This window comes from Streptomyces sp. NPDC045470 (assembly GCF_040646595.1).
Lineage (GTDB): Bacteria > Actinomycetota > Actinomycetes > Streptomycetales > Streptomycetaceae > Streptomyces.
Window position 1 is genome coordinate 369,368 of record NZ_JBEZAN010000006.1, and the last position, 16,178, is coordinate 385,545.

The 16,178-nt window shown below is 73.0% G+C and carries 16 protein-coding genes; 5 read left to right on the top strand and 11 right to left on the bottom strand.

Translation table 11 applies throughout. The features are described 5' to 3' along the window. Nucleotides 1-1,578 carry a YfcC family protein gene (locus AB0A97_RS20780; protein ID WP_361151979.1) on the top strand — a complete coding sequence of 526 codons (1,578 nt, stop codon included), beginning with the start codon at nucleotides 1-3 and terminating at the stop codon, nucleotides 1,576-1,578. Nucleotides 1,579-1,595: 17 nt separating this feature from the next. On the opposite strand, the gene AB0A97_RS20785 is transcribed toward AB0A97_RS20780, so the two are convergent. The 4 genes from AB0A97_RS20785 to AB0A97_RS20800 form a co-directional block, all read right to left on the bottom strand. Beyond that, nucleotides 1,596-1,859, bottom strand: coding sequence for an SCO5918 family protein (locus tag AB0A97_RS20785; protein ID WP_125053272.1), 264 nt, complete (start codon nucleotides 1,857-1,859; stop codon nucleotides 1,596-1,598). A gap of 94 nt (nucleotides 1,860-1,953) precedes the next feature. Beyond that, nucleotides 1,954-2,745 carry a VOC family protein gene (locus AB0A97_RS20790; protein WP_361151827.1) on the bottom strand — a complete coding sequence of 264 codons (792 nt, stop codon included), beginning with the start codon at nucleotides 2,743-2,745 and terminating at the stop codon, nucleotides 1,954-1,956. Nucleotides 2,746-2,867: 122 nt separating this feature from the next. Then, entirely contained in the window at nucleotides 2,868-4,496 is a 1,629-nt protein-coding gene (gene aceB / locus AB0A97_RS20795; RefSeq protein ID WP_361151829.1) for a malate synthase A, read from the bottom strand. A 224-nt stretch (nucleotides 4,497-4,720) separates the two neighbouring features. Then, on the bottom strand, nucleotides 4,721-5,383 hold the full coding sequence (locus AB0A97_RS20800; protein WP_361151831.1) for a nucleotidyltransferase family protein: 663 nt from the start codon (nucleotides 5,381-5,383) through the stop codon (nucleotides 4,721-4,723). Nucleotides 5,384-5,606: 223 nt separating this feature from the next. Between AB0A97_RS20800 and AB0A97_RS20805 the strand changes: the two genes are divergently transcribed. Then, nucleotides 5,607-5,924, top strand: coding sequence for a DUF5955 family protein (locus AB0A97_RS20805; RefSeq protein WP_361151834.1), 318 nt, complete (start codon nucleotides 5,607-5,609; stop codon nucleotides 5,922-5,924). A 53-nt stretch (nucleotides 5,925-5,977) separates the two neighbouring features. On the opposite strand, the gene AB0A97_RS20810 is transcribed toward AB0A97_RS20805, so the two are convergent. Then, on the bottom strand, nucleotides 5,978-6,775 hold the full coding sequence (locus tag AB0A97_RS20810; protein ID WP_361151836.1) for an IclR family transcriptional regulator: 798 nt from the start codon (nucleotides 6,773-6,775) through the stop codon (nucleotides 5,978-5,980). A 450-nt stretch (nucleotides 6,776-7,225) separates the two neighbouring features. Here AB0A97_RS20810 and allB point away from each other — a divergent pair, with 450 nt between their 5' ends. Continuing rightward, nucleotides 7,226-8,560 carry an allantoinase AllB gene (allB, locus tag AB0A97_RS20815; RefSeq protein WP_361151839.1) on the top strand — a complete coding sequence of 445 codons (1,335 nt, stop codon included), beginning with the start codon at nucleotides 7,226-7,228 and terminating at the stop codon, nucleotides 8,558-8,560. A 19-nt stretch (nucleotides 8,561-8,579) separates the two neighbouring features. Here the strand turns inward: allB and AB0A97_RS20820 are convergent, their stop codons facing one another. After that, the gene (locus AB0A97_RS20820; protein ID WP_361151842.1) at nucleotides 8,580-9,977 is read right to left on the bottom strand and encodes an inositol monophosphatase family protein; all 1,398 of its coding nucleotides are present in this window, start codon (nucleotides 9,975-9,977) and stop codon (nucleotides 8,580-8,582) included. A 109-nt stretch (nucleotides 9,978-10,086) separates the two neighbouring features. Here AB0A97_RS20820 and AB0A97_RS20825 point away from each other — a divergent pair, with 109 nt between their 5' ends. Beyond that, nucleotides 10,087-10,794, top strand: a complete 708-nt coding sequence (locus AB0A97_RS20825) for an RraA family protein (RefSeq protein WP_361151845.1) — start codon at nucleotides 10,087-10,089, stop codon at nucleotides 10,792-10,794. A 52-nt stretch (nucleotides 10,795-10,846) separates the two neighbouring features. Here AB0A97_RS20825 and AB0A97_RS20830 read toward each other — a convergent pair whose 3' ends face one another. From AB0A97_RS20830 to AB0A97_RS20850, 5 genes are all read right to left on the bottom strand, one after another. Beyond that, nucleotides 10,847-11,287, bottom strand: coding sequence for a DUF732 domain-containing protein (locus AB0A97_RS20830; RefSeq protein WP_361151848.1), 441 nt, complete (start codon nucleotides 11,285-11,287; stop codon nucleotides 10,847-10,849). 181 nt (nucleotides 11,288-11,468) lie between these two features. Next, nucleotides 11,469-12,164 (bottom strand): transcriptional regulator, encoded by a 696-nt coding sequence (locus tag AB0A97_RS20835; protein ID WP_361151850.1) that lies wholly within the window; start codon nucleotides 12,162-12,164, stop codon nucleotides 11,469-11,471. A 103-nt stretch (nucleotides 12,165-12,267) separates the two neighbouring features. Continuing rightward, nucleotides 12,268-14,241 (bottom strand): beta-N-acetylglucosaminidase domain-containing protein, encoded by a 1,974-nt coding sequence (locus AB0A97_RS20840; protein ID WP_361151853.1) that lies wholly within the window; start codon nucleotides 14,239-14,241, stop codon nucleotides 12,268-12,270. Nucleotides 14,242-14,456: 215 nt separating this feature from the next. Then, nucleotides 14,457-14,639, bottom strand: coding sequence for a DUF6126 family protein (locus AB0A97_RS20845; RefSeq protein ID WP_361151855.1), 183 nt, complete (start codon nucleotides 14,637-14,639; stop codon nucleotides 14,457-14,459). A gap of 20 nt (nucleotides 14,640-14,659) precedes the next feature. After that, entirely contained in the window at nucleotides 14,660-15,289 is a 630-nt protein-coding gene (locus tag AB0A97_RS20850; RefSeq protein ID WP_361151857.1) for an XRE family transcriptional regulator, read from the bottom strand. Nucleotides 15,290-15,459: 170 nt separating this feature from the next. On the opposite strand from AB0A97_RS20850, the gene AB0A97_RS20855 reads away from it, so the two are divergent. Continuing rightward, a complete protein-coding gene (locus AB0A97_RS20855) occupies nucleotides 15,460-15,903 on the top strand; it encodes a ribonuclease (protein WP_361151858.1) in 444 nt (147 codons plus the stop codon). The last annotated feature ends 275 nt before the right edge of the window (nucleotides 15,904-16,178 follow it).

A 16,178-nucleotide genomic window follows, 5' to 3' on the forward strand; every position in this document is an offset into this window, starting at 1 on the left:
ATGCCCGACGAGAACCCCCGGCCCGCCGAGGACTCCCGGACCACCGCTACGGCCGACGCCGGCCACGACGACGGGCCGCGACGCCCCCGGCGCGGGTTCACCTTCCCCAGCGCCCTGACCGTCCTGGTCGTCGTGACCCTGGCCGTCTGGCTCCTGGCCTTCTTCATCCCCTCCGGCACCTACGACCGCGACGGCGACGGCACCCCGCAGCAGGGCACCTACCACCGCACCCCCTCCGGCCAGTCCTTCACCGACCGCCTCAACGACCTCTTCCTCTCGCCGGTCAACGGCCTCTACGGAGTGCAGGACACCAAGACCGGGCAGGTCGGCCCGACCCTGGCGGGCGAACTGTACGGCAGCGCGGGCGTGTTCCTGTTCGTGCTGGCCATCGGCGCGTTCATCACGGTCGTCTTCTCCACCGGGGCCCTGGACCGCGGCATCGGCCGGCTGGCCCACCGCCTCCGCCACCGCGGCGCGCTGCTGATCGCCGGGGTCATGGCGGTCTTCTCGCTGCTCGGCACCGTCGAGGGGTTCGCCGAGGAGACGCTCGGCTTCTACGGCCTGGTCGTACCGCTGATGCTGGCGCTCGGGTACGACCGGATGGTGGCCACCGCGACGATCATCCTTGGGGCCGGCATCGGTGTCCTGTGCTCGACCGTCAACCCCTTCGCCACCGGCGTCGCCTCCTCCGCCGCGGACATCTCGCTCGGCGACGGCATCGCGCTGCGGGTGGTGATGTGGCTGGTGCTGACCGCCGTCACCATCGGCTACGTGGTGCGCTACGCGCGGCGTGTACGGGCCGACCCGGACCGCTCCCTCGTCGGCTTCCTGCCCGGCGACCGGGACCGCGCGCGGGCCGCCGACGACGACGCGGTCGAACCACCCCCGCTGACCGGGCTGCACAAGACCGTGCTGATCACCGTCGCGCTGGTGTTCGCCTTCATGATCTTCTCGGTGATCCCGTGGGCCGGGGCGCTCACCGGGGACGCCGACGCCGCGCCGTACGCCTTCGAACTGGGCTGGTCCTTCCCCCAACTGGCTGCGTTGTTCGTCGCGGCCTCGATCCTCGTCGGGATCATCGCGCGGATGGGCGAACAGAAGCTCAGCTCGACGTTCGTGCAGGGGGTCGCCGAGTTCATCTCACCGGCCCTGGTGATCGTGCTCGCCCGGGGGGTGACGACCATCATGAACAACTCGCGCATCACGGACACCGTCCTGCATGCCGTCGAGGGCGCCGTCTCCGGTACCCCGTCGGCCCTGTTCGGCATCATGGTCTACGTCGTCAACCTGCCGCTGGCCTTCCTCATCCCCTCCACCTCCGGCCACGCCACCCTCGCCATGCCGATCCTGGCCCCGCTGGCCGACTTCGCGCACGTCTCGCGCGCGGTGGTCGTCACGGCCTGGCAGGCGGCCAGCGGGTGGATGAACCTGTGGGTGCCGACCACCGCCGTCATCATGGGCGGCGTCTCGCTGGCCAAGGTCGGCTACGACAAGTACCTGCGTTTCGTCTGGCCCCTGCTCGCCCTCCTCGCCGTTCTCATCTGCGGCTTCGTGGGGCTGGGAGCGGCGATGACCTGAGCCGGCCGGCCCGCGCGTCACAGGAGAGCGGTCGGCTCCGGCGACGCGGGCCGCGGCTTGCAGGTGAAGCCGAGCCGGCGCAGCGCCCGCACCATCTCCCCGGCGCTGAAGTCCCGCGGATCCTGGCCGGTGACGATACGGCCCACCTGCTTGACGGGGTAGGCGACGGATCCGACGAGCACGGAGTCCCCGTGAATGGGCTCCGGTTCGACCGCGCTCATCTTCTGCTCCACCTCGATCGCCTGAAGGTAGAAGAAGACGCCGGCGATGGTGACACGCATGCTGCCTCGACAAGGGTGAGCAGGAATGGAGCCGAGCCCCCACCTTCTCATGTGGCCCGCCCGTCCGGTGGTCCGATCGCCGCCGGATTCCGGGTCACGCCGAACGCGTGTCCCCGTCTTCGGCTCCGCGCACCCGCAGCCCGGCGATCTCGGTGTGCGGCGGCCGGTCCCCGGCCAGCAGCAGGGTGGTGATGCGGTCGGCGGGGCCGGCGGCGAAGTGCACCCGGCCGCCTTCGAGCGGTACGACGGTGCCGCTCGCGTCCACCGGGATGCCGGTGAGCGCGCCGAGCCAGGCGGCGGCACCGTGCGGGTCGGGCGTCTCGACGACGAACCCGGCGAGGTCGAAGGCGCCGCGGTCGACGCGGCCGGACGCCTCGTGCTCGCGGCGCAGCGCGGGGTCGGCGTGGACGGTGATGAAGAACGGCGCCCAGGGCGGGACGCCGGAGCCCGTCAGCATCACCTCCTGGAAGGTGACCCGGCCCGCCAGGAAGGAGAAGTCGTGCACGTCGGTGCCGTGGCCGGCGCGGCGCAGCCGCTCGGCCGTGGCGGTGGAGTCCGCGACGTGCACCGCGAAGTTCAGCGGGCCGCCGCCGGCCGCCAGGAGCGCGTCGATACGGGACTGCCACGGGGCCGTGGCCCGGCCGAACGCGGAACGCGCGTACGTCTCCGGGTCGACGACGGTGAGGATTTCGACGTACCGGTCGTCCAGCCGCCAGGCACCGTTCTGGAAGCCCTCGTGCACCGGATTGGTGTGCGCGGGCAGTCCGGCCGCCGTGTAGTCGCGTACGGCGGCGGCCACGTCGGGCACGCAGTGCAGCAGGTGGTCGAAGCGCGGTGCTTCGGTCGGGCGGAGATCCGGGGTGCGGATCGGCTGTGTGGCGGTCATGGTCACCCTCCCCGAGTTGGTAAGGGCAGCCTAACCGTACCGGGTTGAGGGATCGTACGGGGGTGCGGCCCCCTGGGGGAGGTGGCTGCCTCGCGGGGCAGCCACCTGCGGGGCGACCGGGGTCAGTCCAGCAGTTCGTACGCCGGCAGGGTCAGGAACGCGGCGTAGTCGGTGTCCAGGGCGACCTTCAGGAGGAGGTCGTGGGCCTGCTGCCAGCAACCGGCGGCGAAGGACTCGTCGCCGGTCTCGGCGCGGATCGCGGCCAGTTCCTCGTCGGCGATCCTGCGGACCAGGTCGGCGGTGGCCTTCTCGCCGTTCTCGAACACGACACCCGCGTCCACCCACTGCCAGATCTGCGACCGGGAGATCTCGGCGGTGGCCGCGTCCTCCATCAGTCCGAAGATGGCGACCGCGCCGAGGCCGCGCAGCCATGCCTCGATGTAGCGGGTGCCGACCCGGACCGCGTCCACCAGGCCCTGGTAAGTGGGCTTGGCGTCCAGGGAGTCGACGGCGATGAGGTCGGCGGCCGAGACCGCGACGTCCTCGCGCAGCCGGTCCTTCTGGTGCGGCCGGTCACCGAGCACCGCGTCGAAGGAGGCGCGGGCGACCGGGACCAGATCGGGGTGGGCGACCCAGGAGCCGTCGAAGCCGTCCCCGGCCTCGCGGTCCTTGTCGGCGCGGACCTTGGCCAGTGCCGTCTCGTTGGCCTCGGGGTCGCGGCGGTTGGGGATGAACGCCGCCATGCCGCCGATGGCGTGTGCGCCGCGCTTGTGGCAGGTGCGGACGAGGAGTTCGGTGTACGCGCGCATGAACGGCGCGGTCATGGTGACCGCGTTGCGGTCCGGCAGCACGAACTTCTCGCCGCCGTCGCGGAAGTTCTTCACGATGGAGAACAGGTAGTCCCAGCGGCCGGCGTTCAGCCCCGAGGCGTGGTCGCGCAGCTCGTAGAGGATCTCCTCCATCTCGTACGCGGCGGTGATGGTCTCGATGAGGACGGTGGCGCGAATGGTGCCCTGCGCGATGCCGACGTAGTCCTGCGCGAAGACGAAGATGTCGTTCCAGAGACGCGCCTCCAGGTGCGACTCGGTCTTCGGCAGATAGAAGTACGGGCCCCTGCCGAGGTCCAGCAGGCGCTGGGCGTTGTGGAAGAAGTACAGGCCGAAGTCGACCAGCGCGCCCGGGACCGGCGTGCCGTCGAGCCGGAGGTGCCGCTCGTCGAGGTGCCAGCCGCGCGGGCGGACGACGACGGTCGCCAGTTCCTCAGCGGGCTTCAGGGCGTACGACTTGCCGCTCCCCGGGTCGGTGAAGTCGATCCGGCGCTCGTAGGCGTCGATCAGGTTCATCTGGCCGCCGATGACGTTCGCCCAGGTGGGGGCGGAGGCGTCCTCGAAGTCCGCGAGCCAGACCTTCGCGCCGGAGTTGAGCGCGTTGATGGTCATCTTGCGGTCGGTGGGGCCGGTGATCTCCACCCGGCGGTCGTCCAGCGCGGCAGGCGCCGGGGCGACGCGCCAGCTTTCGTCGTCGCGGACGTGGGCGGTCTCCGGCAGGAAGTCCAGGCTGCTGGTGCGGGCGATCTCGGCGCGGCGCGCGTCGCGGCGGGCGAGCAGTTCGTCGCGGCGCGGGGTGAACCGGCGGTGGAGTTCGGCGACGAAGGCCAGCGCGGCCTCCGTGAGGATCTCGTCCTGGCGGGCGGGGGCCTTGCCGGGGTCGACGTCGGTGATGGCCAGCGGGGACGGCGCTGGTGCGGACATGAGCTGTCACTCCATTCAGCGGCGGAGCCCGGGCGGCCGCCGGGCGGGTGCGCGGCACGGGGTGCCGCGGGCCGCAGCCGGCGGTGGCGGGCGCCGTTCGGGTGCAGGGCGCTTCTGACCAGTGGAGAGTAGTTTCCTTATCGCGGAACTTCAATGGTTTGTTGACGTCGAGATTCTCTCCGTCGACAGAAGCGGGGACCGGATGACTCGGAGTGCCACCACGGTCACTGCCCCTCGCCTGCCCGGGGCGCGCCCGGTGACGCCAGACGGAACAGATCCCGCGGCGTGTCGATGTCGTACGGCTCGGCCACGTCCGCGCACTCGACGAGGGTGAGGGCGGCCGCGTGCTCCTCCAGGTACGCACGCGCCCCGCGGTCGCCCGAGGCGCCCGCCGCGACCGCCGCCCACCGGTCCGCCCCGAACAGCACCGGATGCCCGCGCTTCCCGCCGTACGCGGCCGCGACCAGCCCGGCCCCGCCCTCGTACGCGGCGATCACCCGCGCCACCGCCGCCGCGCCGATGCCCGGCTGGTCCACCAGCGAGACCAGTGCGGCGCCCGCCCCGGAGCCCGCCAGGGCGGCCAGTCCGACGCGCAGCGAGGACCCCATGCCCTGCGTCCAGTCCGGATTCTCGGCCGTCTCGTACGCCGCGAGGTCGGCCCGCTCCCGTACTGTTGCGGCCGCCGCGCCCAGGACGATGTGCACCGGGCCGCAGCCGCCCTCCCGCAGGACCCGGGCCGCGTTCTCGACCAGCGGCCGCCCGCGGAAATCCAGCAGGGCCTTGGGGCGGCCGCCCAGCCGTCGCCCGCCGCCCGCGGCGAGGAGCAGTCCGGCGACCGGGCGGCGTACAGGTGGGGCGTCCGAGGCGGGAGGTGAGATGTGTGCCATGGGGTCTGCTTACCTCATGGCCGGGGCCCGCGGTGTGGTGTGGGGCCGGTCGCGGCGGCGGGGAGCGGGGGCGGGCCGAGAACGGTACCGCACGACGGCCGCCGGTGCGCACCGGAATTCGGTGATCCTGATTTCGCTCTCCGTATGGCGCGGACCGCGCAGGGTGGCGTTAACTGGCCCGCGTCGTGGAGCGGGGCCAACGGCCGTGGAGGGTACCGTCGTTGTGGAGCAGAGGCAGAAGCACAGGCGAGTCGCAGGAGCCGAGGGCGACCCGCGGGCCGTCGCCCTGTGCGGGGCGGTGGCCCGGTTGCGCCGTGAACTGGCCGTTCTCCCGGCGGAGTTGCCCGACCGCGCTGCCGCCGACGACGAACTGGCCGCGCTGCACGCCCTGGTGAGCGCCGGTGACCCCGAGGTGCCCCGGCTGCGCCGTTCCCTGCTGCTGATCGCGGGAGCGGTCGGCTCGGTCAGCGCGCTGGCGCCCGCACTCGCGGACGTGCGCGACCTGATCGGTATGTACGGGGAGGCGCCGCGCCGGTTCTGAGCCCCGGCCGGGGCGGGGAGCCGTACGGCCTGCCCCGCGCCCCGGCCGGAACGTCACGCCGGGTTCTGGTTGGCCAGCGCCACGGACAGTTCGGCCGCGATCTCCTGGAGCACCGGAACGATCGTGCCGATGGACGCCTCGGTCACCCGGCCGGTCGGGCCGGAGATGGAGATGGCCGCCGCGGTGGGGGAGTCGGGCACCGGCACCGCGATGCAGCGGACGCCGATCTCCTGCTCGTTGTCGTCCATCGCGTACCCGAGCCGGCGGACCTCTTCGAGGGCGTCCAGGAAGCTGTCCGGGTCGGTGATGGTCTTCTCGGTCGCGGCCGGCATGCCCGTACGGCCGAGCAGCGCACGCACCTCCTCCGGCGGATGGCCCGCCAGCAGCGCCTTGCCCACGCCCGTGGAGTGCGGCAGCACCCGGCGGCCGACCTCGGTGAACATCCGCACCGCGTGCCGGGACGGCACCTGCGCCACGTACACGATCTCGTCGCCGTCCAGCAGCGCCATGTTGGCGGTCTCGCCGGTCTCCTCGACCGCGCGCGCCAGGTAGGGCCGGGCCCAGGTGCCGAGAAGGCGCGAGGCGCTCTCGCCGAGGCGGATCAGCCGGGGGCCGAGCGCGTACCGGCGGTTCGGCTGCTGGCGGACGTAGCCGCAGGCCACGAGGGTGCGCATCAGCCGGTGGATGGTGGGCAGCGGCAGCCCGCTGCTCGTCGACAGCTCGCTCAGACCGACCTCGCCACCGGCGTCGGCCATCCGCTCCAGCAGGTCGAAGGCGCGCTCAAGGGACTGGACGCCACCGCCGGCGGCTGCGGGTTTGGCGGCGGAAGTGCTGGCGCTGGACGGCGGCACGACGCGTTCCTTTCGGGGCAGGTGGTGGCGGGCTCGGCGCAGGGCTGGGTGTTCGGGTGCCGGGACCGACCCGGAGCAGCCTACCGGTCCCCTCCGGTGGACACACGGTCTGTCGCACACTCGTTCCCGCCGGTCAGGACCCGTCCTCGACCTGCGCCCGGCCGGCATCCGGGCGCTACCGGCCCGCGCCGGTCCGGGCCAGTGGTCGGAGCTACATTCTGCTGACCGAAAGTCCGTATCCATTCCGTGGAATCCTCCAGTCGTCCGCTCGGGGGGCATGATCGCGCCATGAACCCGCACCCGCCGCTCCCGCCTTCCGGCGCGATCTGTGCCACCGCCCCGTGTCCGGCAGGGTCTTGACGGGCCGCGGCACCGGGGGAAGACTCCTTCAACAGAAAGTTGAATTCCGTGGTGCGGAAGCCCACGGGGACCGCACGAGGAGGGGACCGGGTGTCCGAGATCGATCTGGTGCTGCGCTCCACGCGCGTCGTCACCCCCCGGGGGACACGCGCGGCGACCGTCACCGTCCGGGACGGGAAGATCGTGGAGCTGCTCCCGCACGGCGCCCCCGCACCGGCCGGGGCGCGGGTCGAGGACTTCGGCGACGACGTCCTGCTGCCCGGCCTGGTCGACACCCACGTCCATGTGAACGACCCCGGCCGCACCGAGTGGGAAGGCTTCTGGACCGCCACCCGCGCGGCCGCGGCCGGCGGCATCACCACCCTCGTCGACATGCCCCTCAACAGCCTGCCGCCCACCACCACCGAGGCGAACCTGCACACCAAGCGCGAGGTCGCGCGCTCCAAGGCGCACATCGACGTCGGCTTCTGGGGCGGCGCCGTCCCCGGCAACATCAAGGACCTGCGGCCGCTGCACGACGCCGGCGTCTTCGGCTTCAAGTGCTTCCTGTCCCCGTCCGGCGTGGAGGAGTTCCCGGAACTGGACCAGGAGCAGTTGGCCGCCGCACTCGGCGAGATCGCCGGCTTCGGCGGCCTGCTCATCGTGCACGCCGAGGACCCGGTCCACCTGGAGGCCGCGCCGCAGCCGCACGGCCCCAAGTACGCCGACTTCCTCGCCTCCCGCCCCCGGGTGTCCGAGAACGACGCGATCGCCGGGCTGATCGCGCTCGCCCGGCGGCTGAGCGCGCGGGTGCACATCCTGCACCTGTCCTCCTCGGACGCCCTGCCGCTGATCGCCGACGCCCGCGCCGAGGGCGTACGGGTCACGGTCGAGACCTGCCCGCACTTCCTCACCCTGACCGCCGAGGAGATACCGGACGGCGCCACCGAGTTCAAGTGCTGCCCGCCGATCCGCGAGGCCGCCAACCAGGACGCCCTCTGGCAGGGCCTCGCCGACGGCACGATCGACTGCGTCGTCTCCGACCACTCCCCCTCCACCGCCGACCTGAAGACCCCCGACTTCGGCGACGCCTGGGGCGGCATCTCCTCCCTCCAGCTCGGCCTGCCCGCCGTCTGGACCGCCGCCCGCGAACGCGGCCACACCCTCGACGACGTCGCCCGCTGGATGGCCACCGCCCCGGCCGCACTGGTGGGCCTGCACCACAAGGGCGCCATCGAACCCGGCCGCGACGCGGACTTCGCCGTGCTCGACCCGGACGCCACGTTCACCGTCGACCCGGCAGGTCTGCAACACCGCAACAAGATCACGGCCTACGCCGGGCGCACCCTGCACGGCGTCGTACGGTCCACCTGGCTGCGCGGCCGGCGGATCAACGACGGCGGGACGCCGGCCGAGCCTGCGGGGCAGTTGCTGGACCGGCCGTAGGCAGTGTCCGGCGCGCCCCTCAGGGGCGCCACCCGGTCTCCGCGGCCCATGCCTCCGCGACCTCGGCCACCAGGTCCACGACCGGGTCCTTGACCTCCGCGTAGCTGCCCAGGTCCGCGGTCCGCTGGGCGAGTTCACGCTTGAAGCGCGCGTACGCCGGTACCGCCTCCGGGTGGGCGCGGAACCAGTCGCGGAACAGCAGCGCCAGCCGCTCGTTGGGCGAACCCGCGCGCCGCACGTGCAGGTTGACGTCCGGCCCGGGGCCGCCCCGCCGCGACCACAGCCGCTTCGCCCACCGGGCCGGATCGTCGTCCCGGCCCGCCGGTACGTGGTCGCTCTCGTACCGTGAGCGGACGAAGCCCCGGGCCGCCAGCGGCGCCTCGAAGGTGTCCGCGGCCTCCGCCAGGTCGGCCACGCTCACCTGGAGGTCGAAAACGGGCTTGGCGGCCATGCCGGGCACGGACGTGCTCCCGATGTGCTCGGCCCGCCGGGCCACCGGGGCGAGCAGCGCCAGCAACTCCTCGGTGAGCGCGTTTCCTGCGGCCGCCCACCCCGGGTGGGCGTCGACCAGCAGGGCCCGCGCCTCATGATCCTCCCCGGACTCCGCCACCACCTCCAGGAACGCGTCGTGCAGCGGCCCGCCCGTGATCAGCACCGTGCCGTCCCCCGCCAGGACGGGCGCTCCGGTGAGGTCCGTGATCCGCCCACCGCCCTCCGCGACGATCACGGGCAGCGGCGCGATGTCCTCGTACCGCATCGCGGGGCCCGCGATCACCCAGGCGTCCGCCCGGCCGGCGAGGACGTCCACCACACCGCCGCCGGTCGGTACGAGCGTCACCCGCCGGTGCAGCGCCGTCAGCAACGACTCCGGCCAGCCCGCGATGTTGTGCGCCTGCGTCCTGGCCCCGCTCAGTTCCGTACGGCCGTGGACGTGCAGCCGTCCGTGCCCCGAGCACAGCGCTTCCAGCGGGTCCGGGTCCTCGCCCAGCAGCAGCCAGCAGCCGAGACCGCGCCCGGCCGCCACCGTCTGCCGGCTCATCGGCAGGTGCACCACGCCGATCGCGGGCCCGTGCTCGTCCTCGTACGCCAGGTCGCAGGAGAAGGTCGGCACCCGGTTGGTGAGCTGCTGGGTGCCGTTGACCGGGTCGATCACCCAGCGCCGCCCGGACGTCCCGGCCCGCAGCCCGGCCTCCTCGCCGAGCACCGCGTCCGCGGGACACGCCGCCGCCAGTTCCTTGCGCACGAGATCCTCGACGGCGAGGTCCACCGAGGTCACCTCGGTGCCGTCCACCTTGCGTCCGGACGACCAGCCGCCGAGGAACCCCTCGGCGCTCAGCCGTCCGGCGCGCGTGGCCAGACGGACGGCGAAGTCGAACAACTCTCGGGAGACGGGCGGGGTGCCGGTGAAGTGATCCATGGGGCGAGCCTGCCACACCCTCTGGCGCGCCCTGGCGGCGGCGGAGGAAGGTGTGCGCACGGTGTCCGTCCGGCACCGGGCAGCGGCCCGGCCGGGGGAGGAGTGCGGTATGGAACACGAGGAGTTGCGACGGCGGTTCGCGGCGCTGACCACGGCTCACCTGGCGGACGCGTGCCTGCGCGCCCGGATGCCGGTGCGCTGTGCGCCGCCGCCGCTGCGGGCGTTGGTGCCGGGTGCCCGGCTGGTCGGTCGGGTACTGCCTGCCCGGCACGTGGGCAGTGTGGATGTCTTTCTCGAAGCGCTGGAATCTGCCGCTCCCGGCGACGTGCTGGTGGCCGACAACGGCGGCCGGGCCGACGAGAGTTGCGTCGGCGACCTCGTCGCGCTGGAGGCGCAGGCCGCCGGGCTGGACGGCATCGTCATCTGGGGACTGCACCGCGACACGGCCGACCTGCGGGAGATCGGCCTGCCGGTCTTCAGCCTGGGTGCGACACCGACCGGGCCGCGGCGCCTGGACGCCCGTCCGGACGGTGCGCTGGACAGTGCCACGGTAGGGGAATGGACCGTCGGCCGTGCGGACCTGGTGTGCGGTGACGACGACGGGGTGCTCTTCCTGCCCGCCGCGGACGCCGGTGAACTCTTCGCGCTCGCGGAGTCGGTCCGTGCCACCGAACGCCGGCAGGCCGACCGCATCCGGGGTGGCGAGCCGCTGCGCCGGCAGTTGGCGTTCGCCGCCTATCTGGCCGGGCGGCGGCGCGATCCCGCGCTGACCTTCCGCGCGCATCTGCGGGCCGTGGGCGGAGCCGTGGAGGAATGACGGCCCCGCGCCGCAGCGCACGGAATGTGTGCGGCGGGGAAGGTCCGCGCGGTCAATTCTTCGGGCACAGATGGGTGTGCACGGCCTGCAGAATCTTCTCCGCCTGCTCCGGCGTGAATTGGGTCGCCCCGGAGAAACGCTGCCGGGTCAGATCCACCTGCTTGGCATGGTCCTTCGGGAAGGAGTGGATCGTGCCGCAGGTGCTTCTGCCACGGCTCACCGCGCGCTCCGGTTTCCCGTTCACGATCTCCCGGGAAATCGCGTCGAGGGCGGCGGTGTAGCGCCGCTGGGTCGCGGCGTCGGGCTTCGGGGGGATGCCCAGCCGCGCTTCCGCGTCGGCGATCGCCTTGGACGGCGCCTGCTCCGACGGAGCACCGGAACCCGACGGCGCGGCGGACGTCCGGCTCTCGCTCTTGGTGCTGCCACCGCACGCGGTGAGTCCCGCGGTGGCGATGAGGGCGGCGGACCAGGCGACGGCGGTGCGGTGTTTCACGATTCTCCCTGACCGGATGACGGAACGGCCGATGACCGATGACCGAATGACCGGTGACCGGAGATCGATGACCGGTGGACATGAGCGGTCATTCTGACAGGGAAAGCGCCTGGTGCTAAGGGGGGTTGGGAAAAAGATTGAAGTTCTCTGTTTCCGGAGTCCCGGTGTGTGCCGCGCGCGGTCATTCCGCGAGCGCCGTCCAGAACATCAGCTCGTACTCCTGGAGCAGCCGACCGTAGCGGTGCGCGAGGCGGGGCGTGACCCGCGAGGCGTCGAGGCCGTGCCGTACCGCGGCCTGGGCCAGGACGGCGGGTTCCGCGGCGGGTTCGGCGAAGAAGTCGAAGAAGGCGCACGCCGCGTCGGGAAAGCCGTAGCGGCTGCGCAGGGCGTGCGCGACGGTGGCGCAGCAGCCGCCCCAGGCCGCGAAGTTGGCGGTCAGGGCGATCACCACGTCGGCGGGCTCCGCCTCCAGCGCCAGCCGCGCCACGTACGAGGGGTACGCCTGGCATCCGGCGCGCGGCTCGTGCTCCCGTAGCGCGTCGGCATCGAGGCCGCAGGTCTCCTCCAGCCCGCTCAGCGCGCCGAGCGCCATCGACTCGCCCTCGGCCACCGCCTCGAAGAAGGCCGCCACCGGCGGGTCGCCGTCGGCACGCCGCGCCAGGTGCCGGAAGCTGCCCCGGTCGGCGGTGATGATCTGGTGCTGTTCCAGGGCGAGCACGGTGAACACCTCGCGCGGCGCCTCGCCCGCGGCGATCCGCGCCACGAGCGGGATGTCCGCCGCGCCGGGAGCCTGCTCCCGTACCGCTGCTGCCAGGATGCCGTCGGCGGTGGGCGTGTCCGCCCGCCCTGGGGCGGACGCGTCGTTCTCACGGGCCATGAGCGTGCCTCCCCGCGTGCGGGCTGGTGGGGCGGATCTGCTGGGGCGCGTACGTACCGGGAGCCTGGAGCCCCGTACGGCCCGCGCGGGGGAGGCCCGCCGGTCAGTGGAGGGGCGCGCTGCCTCGCGTACGGTCCTGCCGGGCGGTCGCGCCGTGTCCGCGTCCCTCGTGTTCGGCGATGGCGTCCGCGACGAACGTGTCCACCACGCCGTCGGCGACGAGGACCGGTACGCGCTTGCCGTTCATGTCGACATAGACGTACGACTTCGCGACCGCGACCTGTGCCGCGAGCCGGGTGCGCAGCCGCTGGGCCGTCGCGTCGTCACCCGCGCGCGACGCCTGGACCATGCGCAGCGCCGTGCGGGCGGCGCCGCCCCACGCGGCGGTCGCGTCGAGCCAGGGCCCGCTGTCGGCGATGAAGCCGCGGTCCGGGAGGGAGTCGCGCAGCACTCCCGGCGCGCGCTGGAGCGCACGCAGGGTCGCGTCCAGGGACTTCGCGCTCCCGCCCTCCCAGAAACGGCCGATGGCAGCGGCCAGTTCGGGCGATTGCTCGGGGTTGAGGGCGGAGCCGTAGTGGGCGTCGGCGAAGGTGCGGAGGGCCCGTTCGGTGCGCGCGGAACCGCCGGAGAGTTCCTTGAGCGCCGCCGCCCAGGAGGTACGGGCGTCGTAGGCGCCGTCGTTCCACGCGTAGTCGGCGACCGTGAACAGGGCGATCTTGGAGGCGGCGGGCTGGATCATCGGGTTGGCGGTGATCCCCGCCAGCCGCCCGGGCAGCCCCTTCTCGCGTCCGTTGAAGGGCCCGAGCAGCAGCCGGTTGGTGACGTAGTCGTTGACGGGATAGTTGTCCCAGGTCAGGATCGGGTGCCCGAAGACCTGCCGGGCCGCGTCCGCCTGGGCGACGGTCATCACCGGCGCGATGACCCCCACGCCGGTCCACTCCACGAGCACGTCCGGGTCGAGCCGTTCCCTCAGCGCCGCCTTGTAGGGCGTCGCCTTCACGTCGTAGTACTCGGTCGGCACCATCTGGAGCGGCTGTGCCCCCGCGTCCCGGTGGGCGGCGATGAACTCGCGGTTCACCCGGTTGAGGAGATGCGCCTGGGCGGTGCCGGCGGCGCCTCCGCCGGTGCCGAACCGTTCCTTGTCGGCGGCGCAGTTCCAGTCCGTGTAGCTGATGTCGTCCAGCGGCACCGCGAAGGTCCGTACGCCGATGTCCCAGAGTGCCTGGAACTTGCCGGTCAGCGCCTTGAGGTCGGCGTCCGAGCTGTAGCAGACGGACAGGCCGGGAGAGAGGGCGTAGCTGAACTCGACGTGCCGGGCCCGCGCGCGGTCCACCAGCTCCTTGAGCCGCGCGAGCTGCTCCGCCGGGTAGGGGGAGCGCCACTTCTCCCGCAGGTACGGGTCGTCCTTCGGTGAGTAGACGTACGTGTTCATCTTGTGCGCGCCGTAGAAGTCGAGCTGGTCCAGGCGCGCGGCGTGCGACCAGGGGGTGCCGTAGAAACCCTCGATGACGCCGCGCAGCGGGGTGGCGGGCCAGTCGCGTACGGCGGTGCCGCGGATGCGGGCGCCGGGGCGGTCGCGGTGCGGGAGGAGCTGGCGCAGCGACTGGGCGGCGTAGTACGTGCCGGTGGCGTCCGCGCCGGCCAGGGCGATCCGGCCGTCGCCGACGGCGAGCGCGTACCCTTCGGCGGGCAGCCCGGCGGTGCCGCGCGCGCCGAGGTCCGCCAGGGTGCGGTCGGCGCCCGGGCCGTCCACGTACACGGTCAGGCCGCGGCCTGCCTTTCCGGCCCGTACGACCCGGTCGGCACCGGCCCGCTTCAGTGACCGCTCGACGACCTCCAGCGCCGGTCCGTCGGCCTTCGGGCCGGCGACGACCGTGACGGTCGGGGTGATGGTGACCCGGCCGCCGAGGGCGCGGACGGACTGCGGTGCCGGGGTGATGGCGGGCCCGGCGGACGGCGGTCTGTCCCGTCCGCCGTCGTCCTGCCGACCGGCGGCCCCGGCGGGCGGGCCGGTCAGCGGGACGGCGGCCAGGGCCAGGGCGAGGGCGGCGGTGGCGACGGTGCGCGTACGGTGCATCCTTCGAGTCCTCCTCGGTGCCACGAGGTGCGCGGATCAGCCGTGGTGCGTGCGCTGCGAGCGACAGCAGGGTTCACCCGTCGCGGGCGGAGGACAATGGACTTTTGCGCCGGGTGGTGGGACGTTCCGGTGGCGGTGCCCCGCTCGGGGGCGCCGGGCGGCGCCTCTCGGTGGTCCCGGGCGGCGGCGCCTCAGCGGCACCGCGCGGCGGCGCCTCAGCGGTTCTTCGCGATGATGAAGATGATGCTCATGAAGGCCAGCAGGACGTGGGTGGCCACGACGTAGATGAAGACGCGCACGTAGACGCCGCGCGGCGGCTTGTTCTCCACGTACTTGCGCGCGGGGGCGGGGGCGGGGGCGGTTTCGGGGAGGGCCTGGGGGGTCGGGTCGTCGGACATGGCAGAGGTTCCTTCCTCGGTCACAGGCCGCGGCGCGGAACGGCGTCGCCGAGGCACAGCTCGGCCGCGCCGCTCTGCAGCAGTGTGTGGACGAACAGCAGCTCCGTGCCGCCGCGGGTGGCGGCGGCGATGCGGTGCGGGGTCAGCGAGTCGAAGTGGGCGGCGTCGCCGGGGTCGAGGACGTGGGCCGTCTCGCCGAGCGTGAGCCGCAGCCGCCCCTTGAGGACGTAGAGCCACTCCTCGCCCGGGTGCACCCGCACCAGGTCGCCCTGCGCGCGCTGCGGCACGTGCACCCGCAGGGCCTGCATGGCCCGTCCGGCGCCGCCCAGGGTCCAGTACGTCCAGCCGCCCGCCTCGGACGGCTCGGCGCGGCCGGCCCGGACGATCGGGTCCCGTTCCGGCGTCGCCTCGCCCAGCAGATCGGATACCGTTGTCCCGTACATACGTGCCAGGGCGAGCAGCATCGGCAGCGACGGCTGGCGCTGGTTGGTCTCCAGCCGGGACAGGTGCGCGGGCGACAGGCCCACCCGCCGGGCGGCCGTCTCCAGCGTGAGACCGGTACGGCGCCGCAGCTCGCGCAGCCGGGGCGCGACGGAGGGCAGGTCCTCGGGCAGCTCGCCAGGGGCGGGCTCGGCAGCGGTGTCGCTCATGCAACCGGTATAGCCAGGTTTCGCCTCTCGGGCAAAAGTTTTGCCTCACGGGCAAGTGGATCATTTCCGGGCATTGCGCTCACCCGGTCGGGTGGTCTCCGGTGAACTCGCGGGAAACATCCGCCCCTTGGCATTGACAGGTACCTGTCTACGCGCGTCATGCTGGGTCCATGAAGATCCCCCCACGCATCACCCGGTTCGGCGCCGTCGGCGCCCTCGCGTCGGCCCTCCTCGTCGGCGGGCCCGCCATCGCGGCCACACCCACCACGACGGCCGCCGCCCCTGTGGCGCACACGGCCACCGTCCGCCCCGCCGCGCACATCAACGCGGTCGGCGACATCTGCTACTCGAAGCTGCCCTCGCAGGCCCACGACACCTTGGACCTGATCGCCAAGGGCGGCCCTTTCCCGTACCCGAAGGACGGCACGGTCTTCAGCAACCGGGAGGGCGTCCTCCCCAAGCAGCAGAGCGGCTACTACCACGAGTACACCGTGAAGACGCCGGGCTCCCCGGACCGCGGTGCCCGGCGCATCGTGACCGGTGAGAAGAAGAACGAGGACTACTACACCGCCGACCACTACCGGTCGTTCGACCTGGTCGACCGGAGCTGCTGAAACGATCGGTCAGTGGTCGCGGAAACGATCAGCCGGTAGCTGCCGAAGCGACCAGCGGGTAGCTGCGGAAACGATCAGATGGTGGGCGCGGCGGAGGTCGGGGCGGTGTCCCGGTCTCCGCCGTCGTCCGTCCCGCCGACCCGCGCCCCCTTTCCGGCGGGCTGGTTCACGCGCCCTTCACTTGGCCGTCTGCCGCTGCGCCTTGGTCAAGCGCTGCTCGACGGAGTCCGTGGTGACCGGGCGGCCCGCCGCGGCGTCCGCGAACAGCTCCTTGA

Bases quoted from the DNA above. Each gene is read 5' to 3' on its own strand.
- AB0A97_RS20800 (WP_361151831.1), bottom strand. From the start codon at position 5,383: ATGGCACACATCTCACCTCCCGCCTCGGACGCCCCACCTGTACGCCGC.
- AB0A97_RS20780 (WP_361151979.1), top strand. From the start codon at position 1: ATGCCCGACGAGAACCCCCGGCCCGCCGAGGACTCCCGGACCACCGCT.
- AB0A97_RS20845 (WP_361151855.1), bottom strand. From the start codon at position 14,639: ATGTCCGACGACCCGACCCCCCAGGCCCTCCCCGAAACCGCCCCCGCC.
- AB0A97_RS20855 (WP_361151858.1), top strand. From the start codon at position 15,460: ATGAAGATCCCCCCACGCATCACCCGGTTCGGCGCCGTCGGCGCCCTC.
- AB0A97_RS20790 (WP_361151827.1), bottom strand. From the start codon at position 2,745: ATGACCGCCACACAGCCGATCCGCACCCCGGATCTCCGCCCGACCGAA.
- AB0A97_RS20840 (WP_361151853.1), bottom strand. From the start codon at position 14,241: ATGCACCGTACGCGCACCGTCGCCACCGCCGCCCTCGCCCTGGCCCTG.
- AB0A97_RS20825 (WP_361151845.1), top strand. From the start codon at position 10,087: ATGGAACACGAGGAGTTGCGACGGCGGTTCGCGGCGCTGACCACGGCT.
- AB0A97_RS20785 (WP_125053272.1), bottom strand. From the start codon at position 1,859: ATGCGTGTCACCATCGCCGGCGTCTTCTTCTACCTTCAGGCGATCGAG.
- AB0A97_RS20850 (WP_361151857.1), bottom strand. From the start codon at position 15,289: ATGAGCGACACCGCTGCCGAGCCCGCCCCTGGCGAGCTGCCCGAGGAC.
- aceB (WP_361151829.1), bottom strand. From the start codon at position 4,496: ATGTCCGCACCAGCGCCGTCCCCGCTGGCCATCACCGACGTCGACCCC.
- AB0A97_RS20835 (WP_361151850.1), bottom strand. From the start codon at position 12,164: ATGGCCCGTGAGAACGACGCGTCCGCCCCAGGGCGGGCGGACACGCCC.
- AB0A97_RS20820 (WP_361151842.1), bottom strand. From the start codon at position 9,977: ATGGATCACTTCACCGGCACCCCGCCCGTCTCCCGAGAGTTGTTCGAC.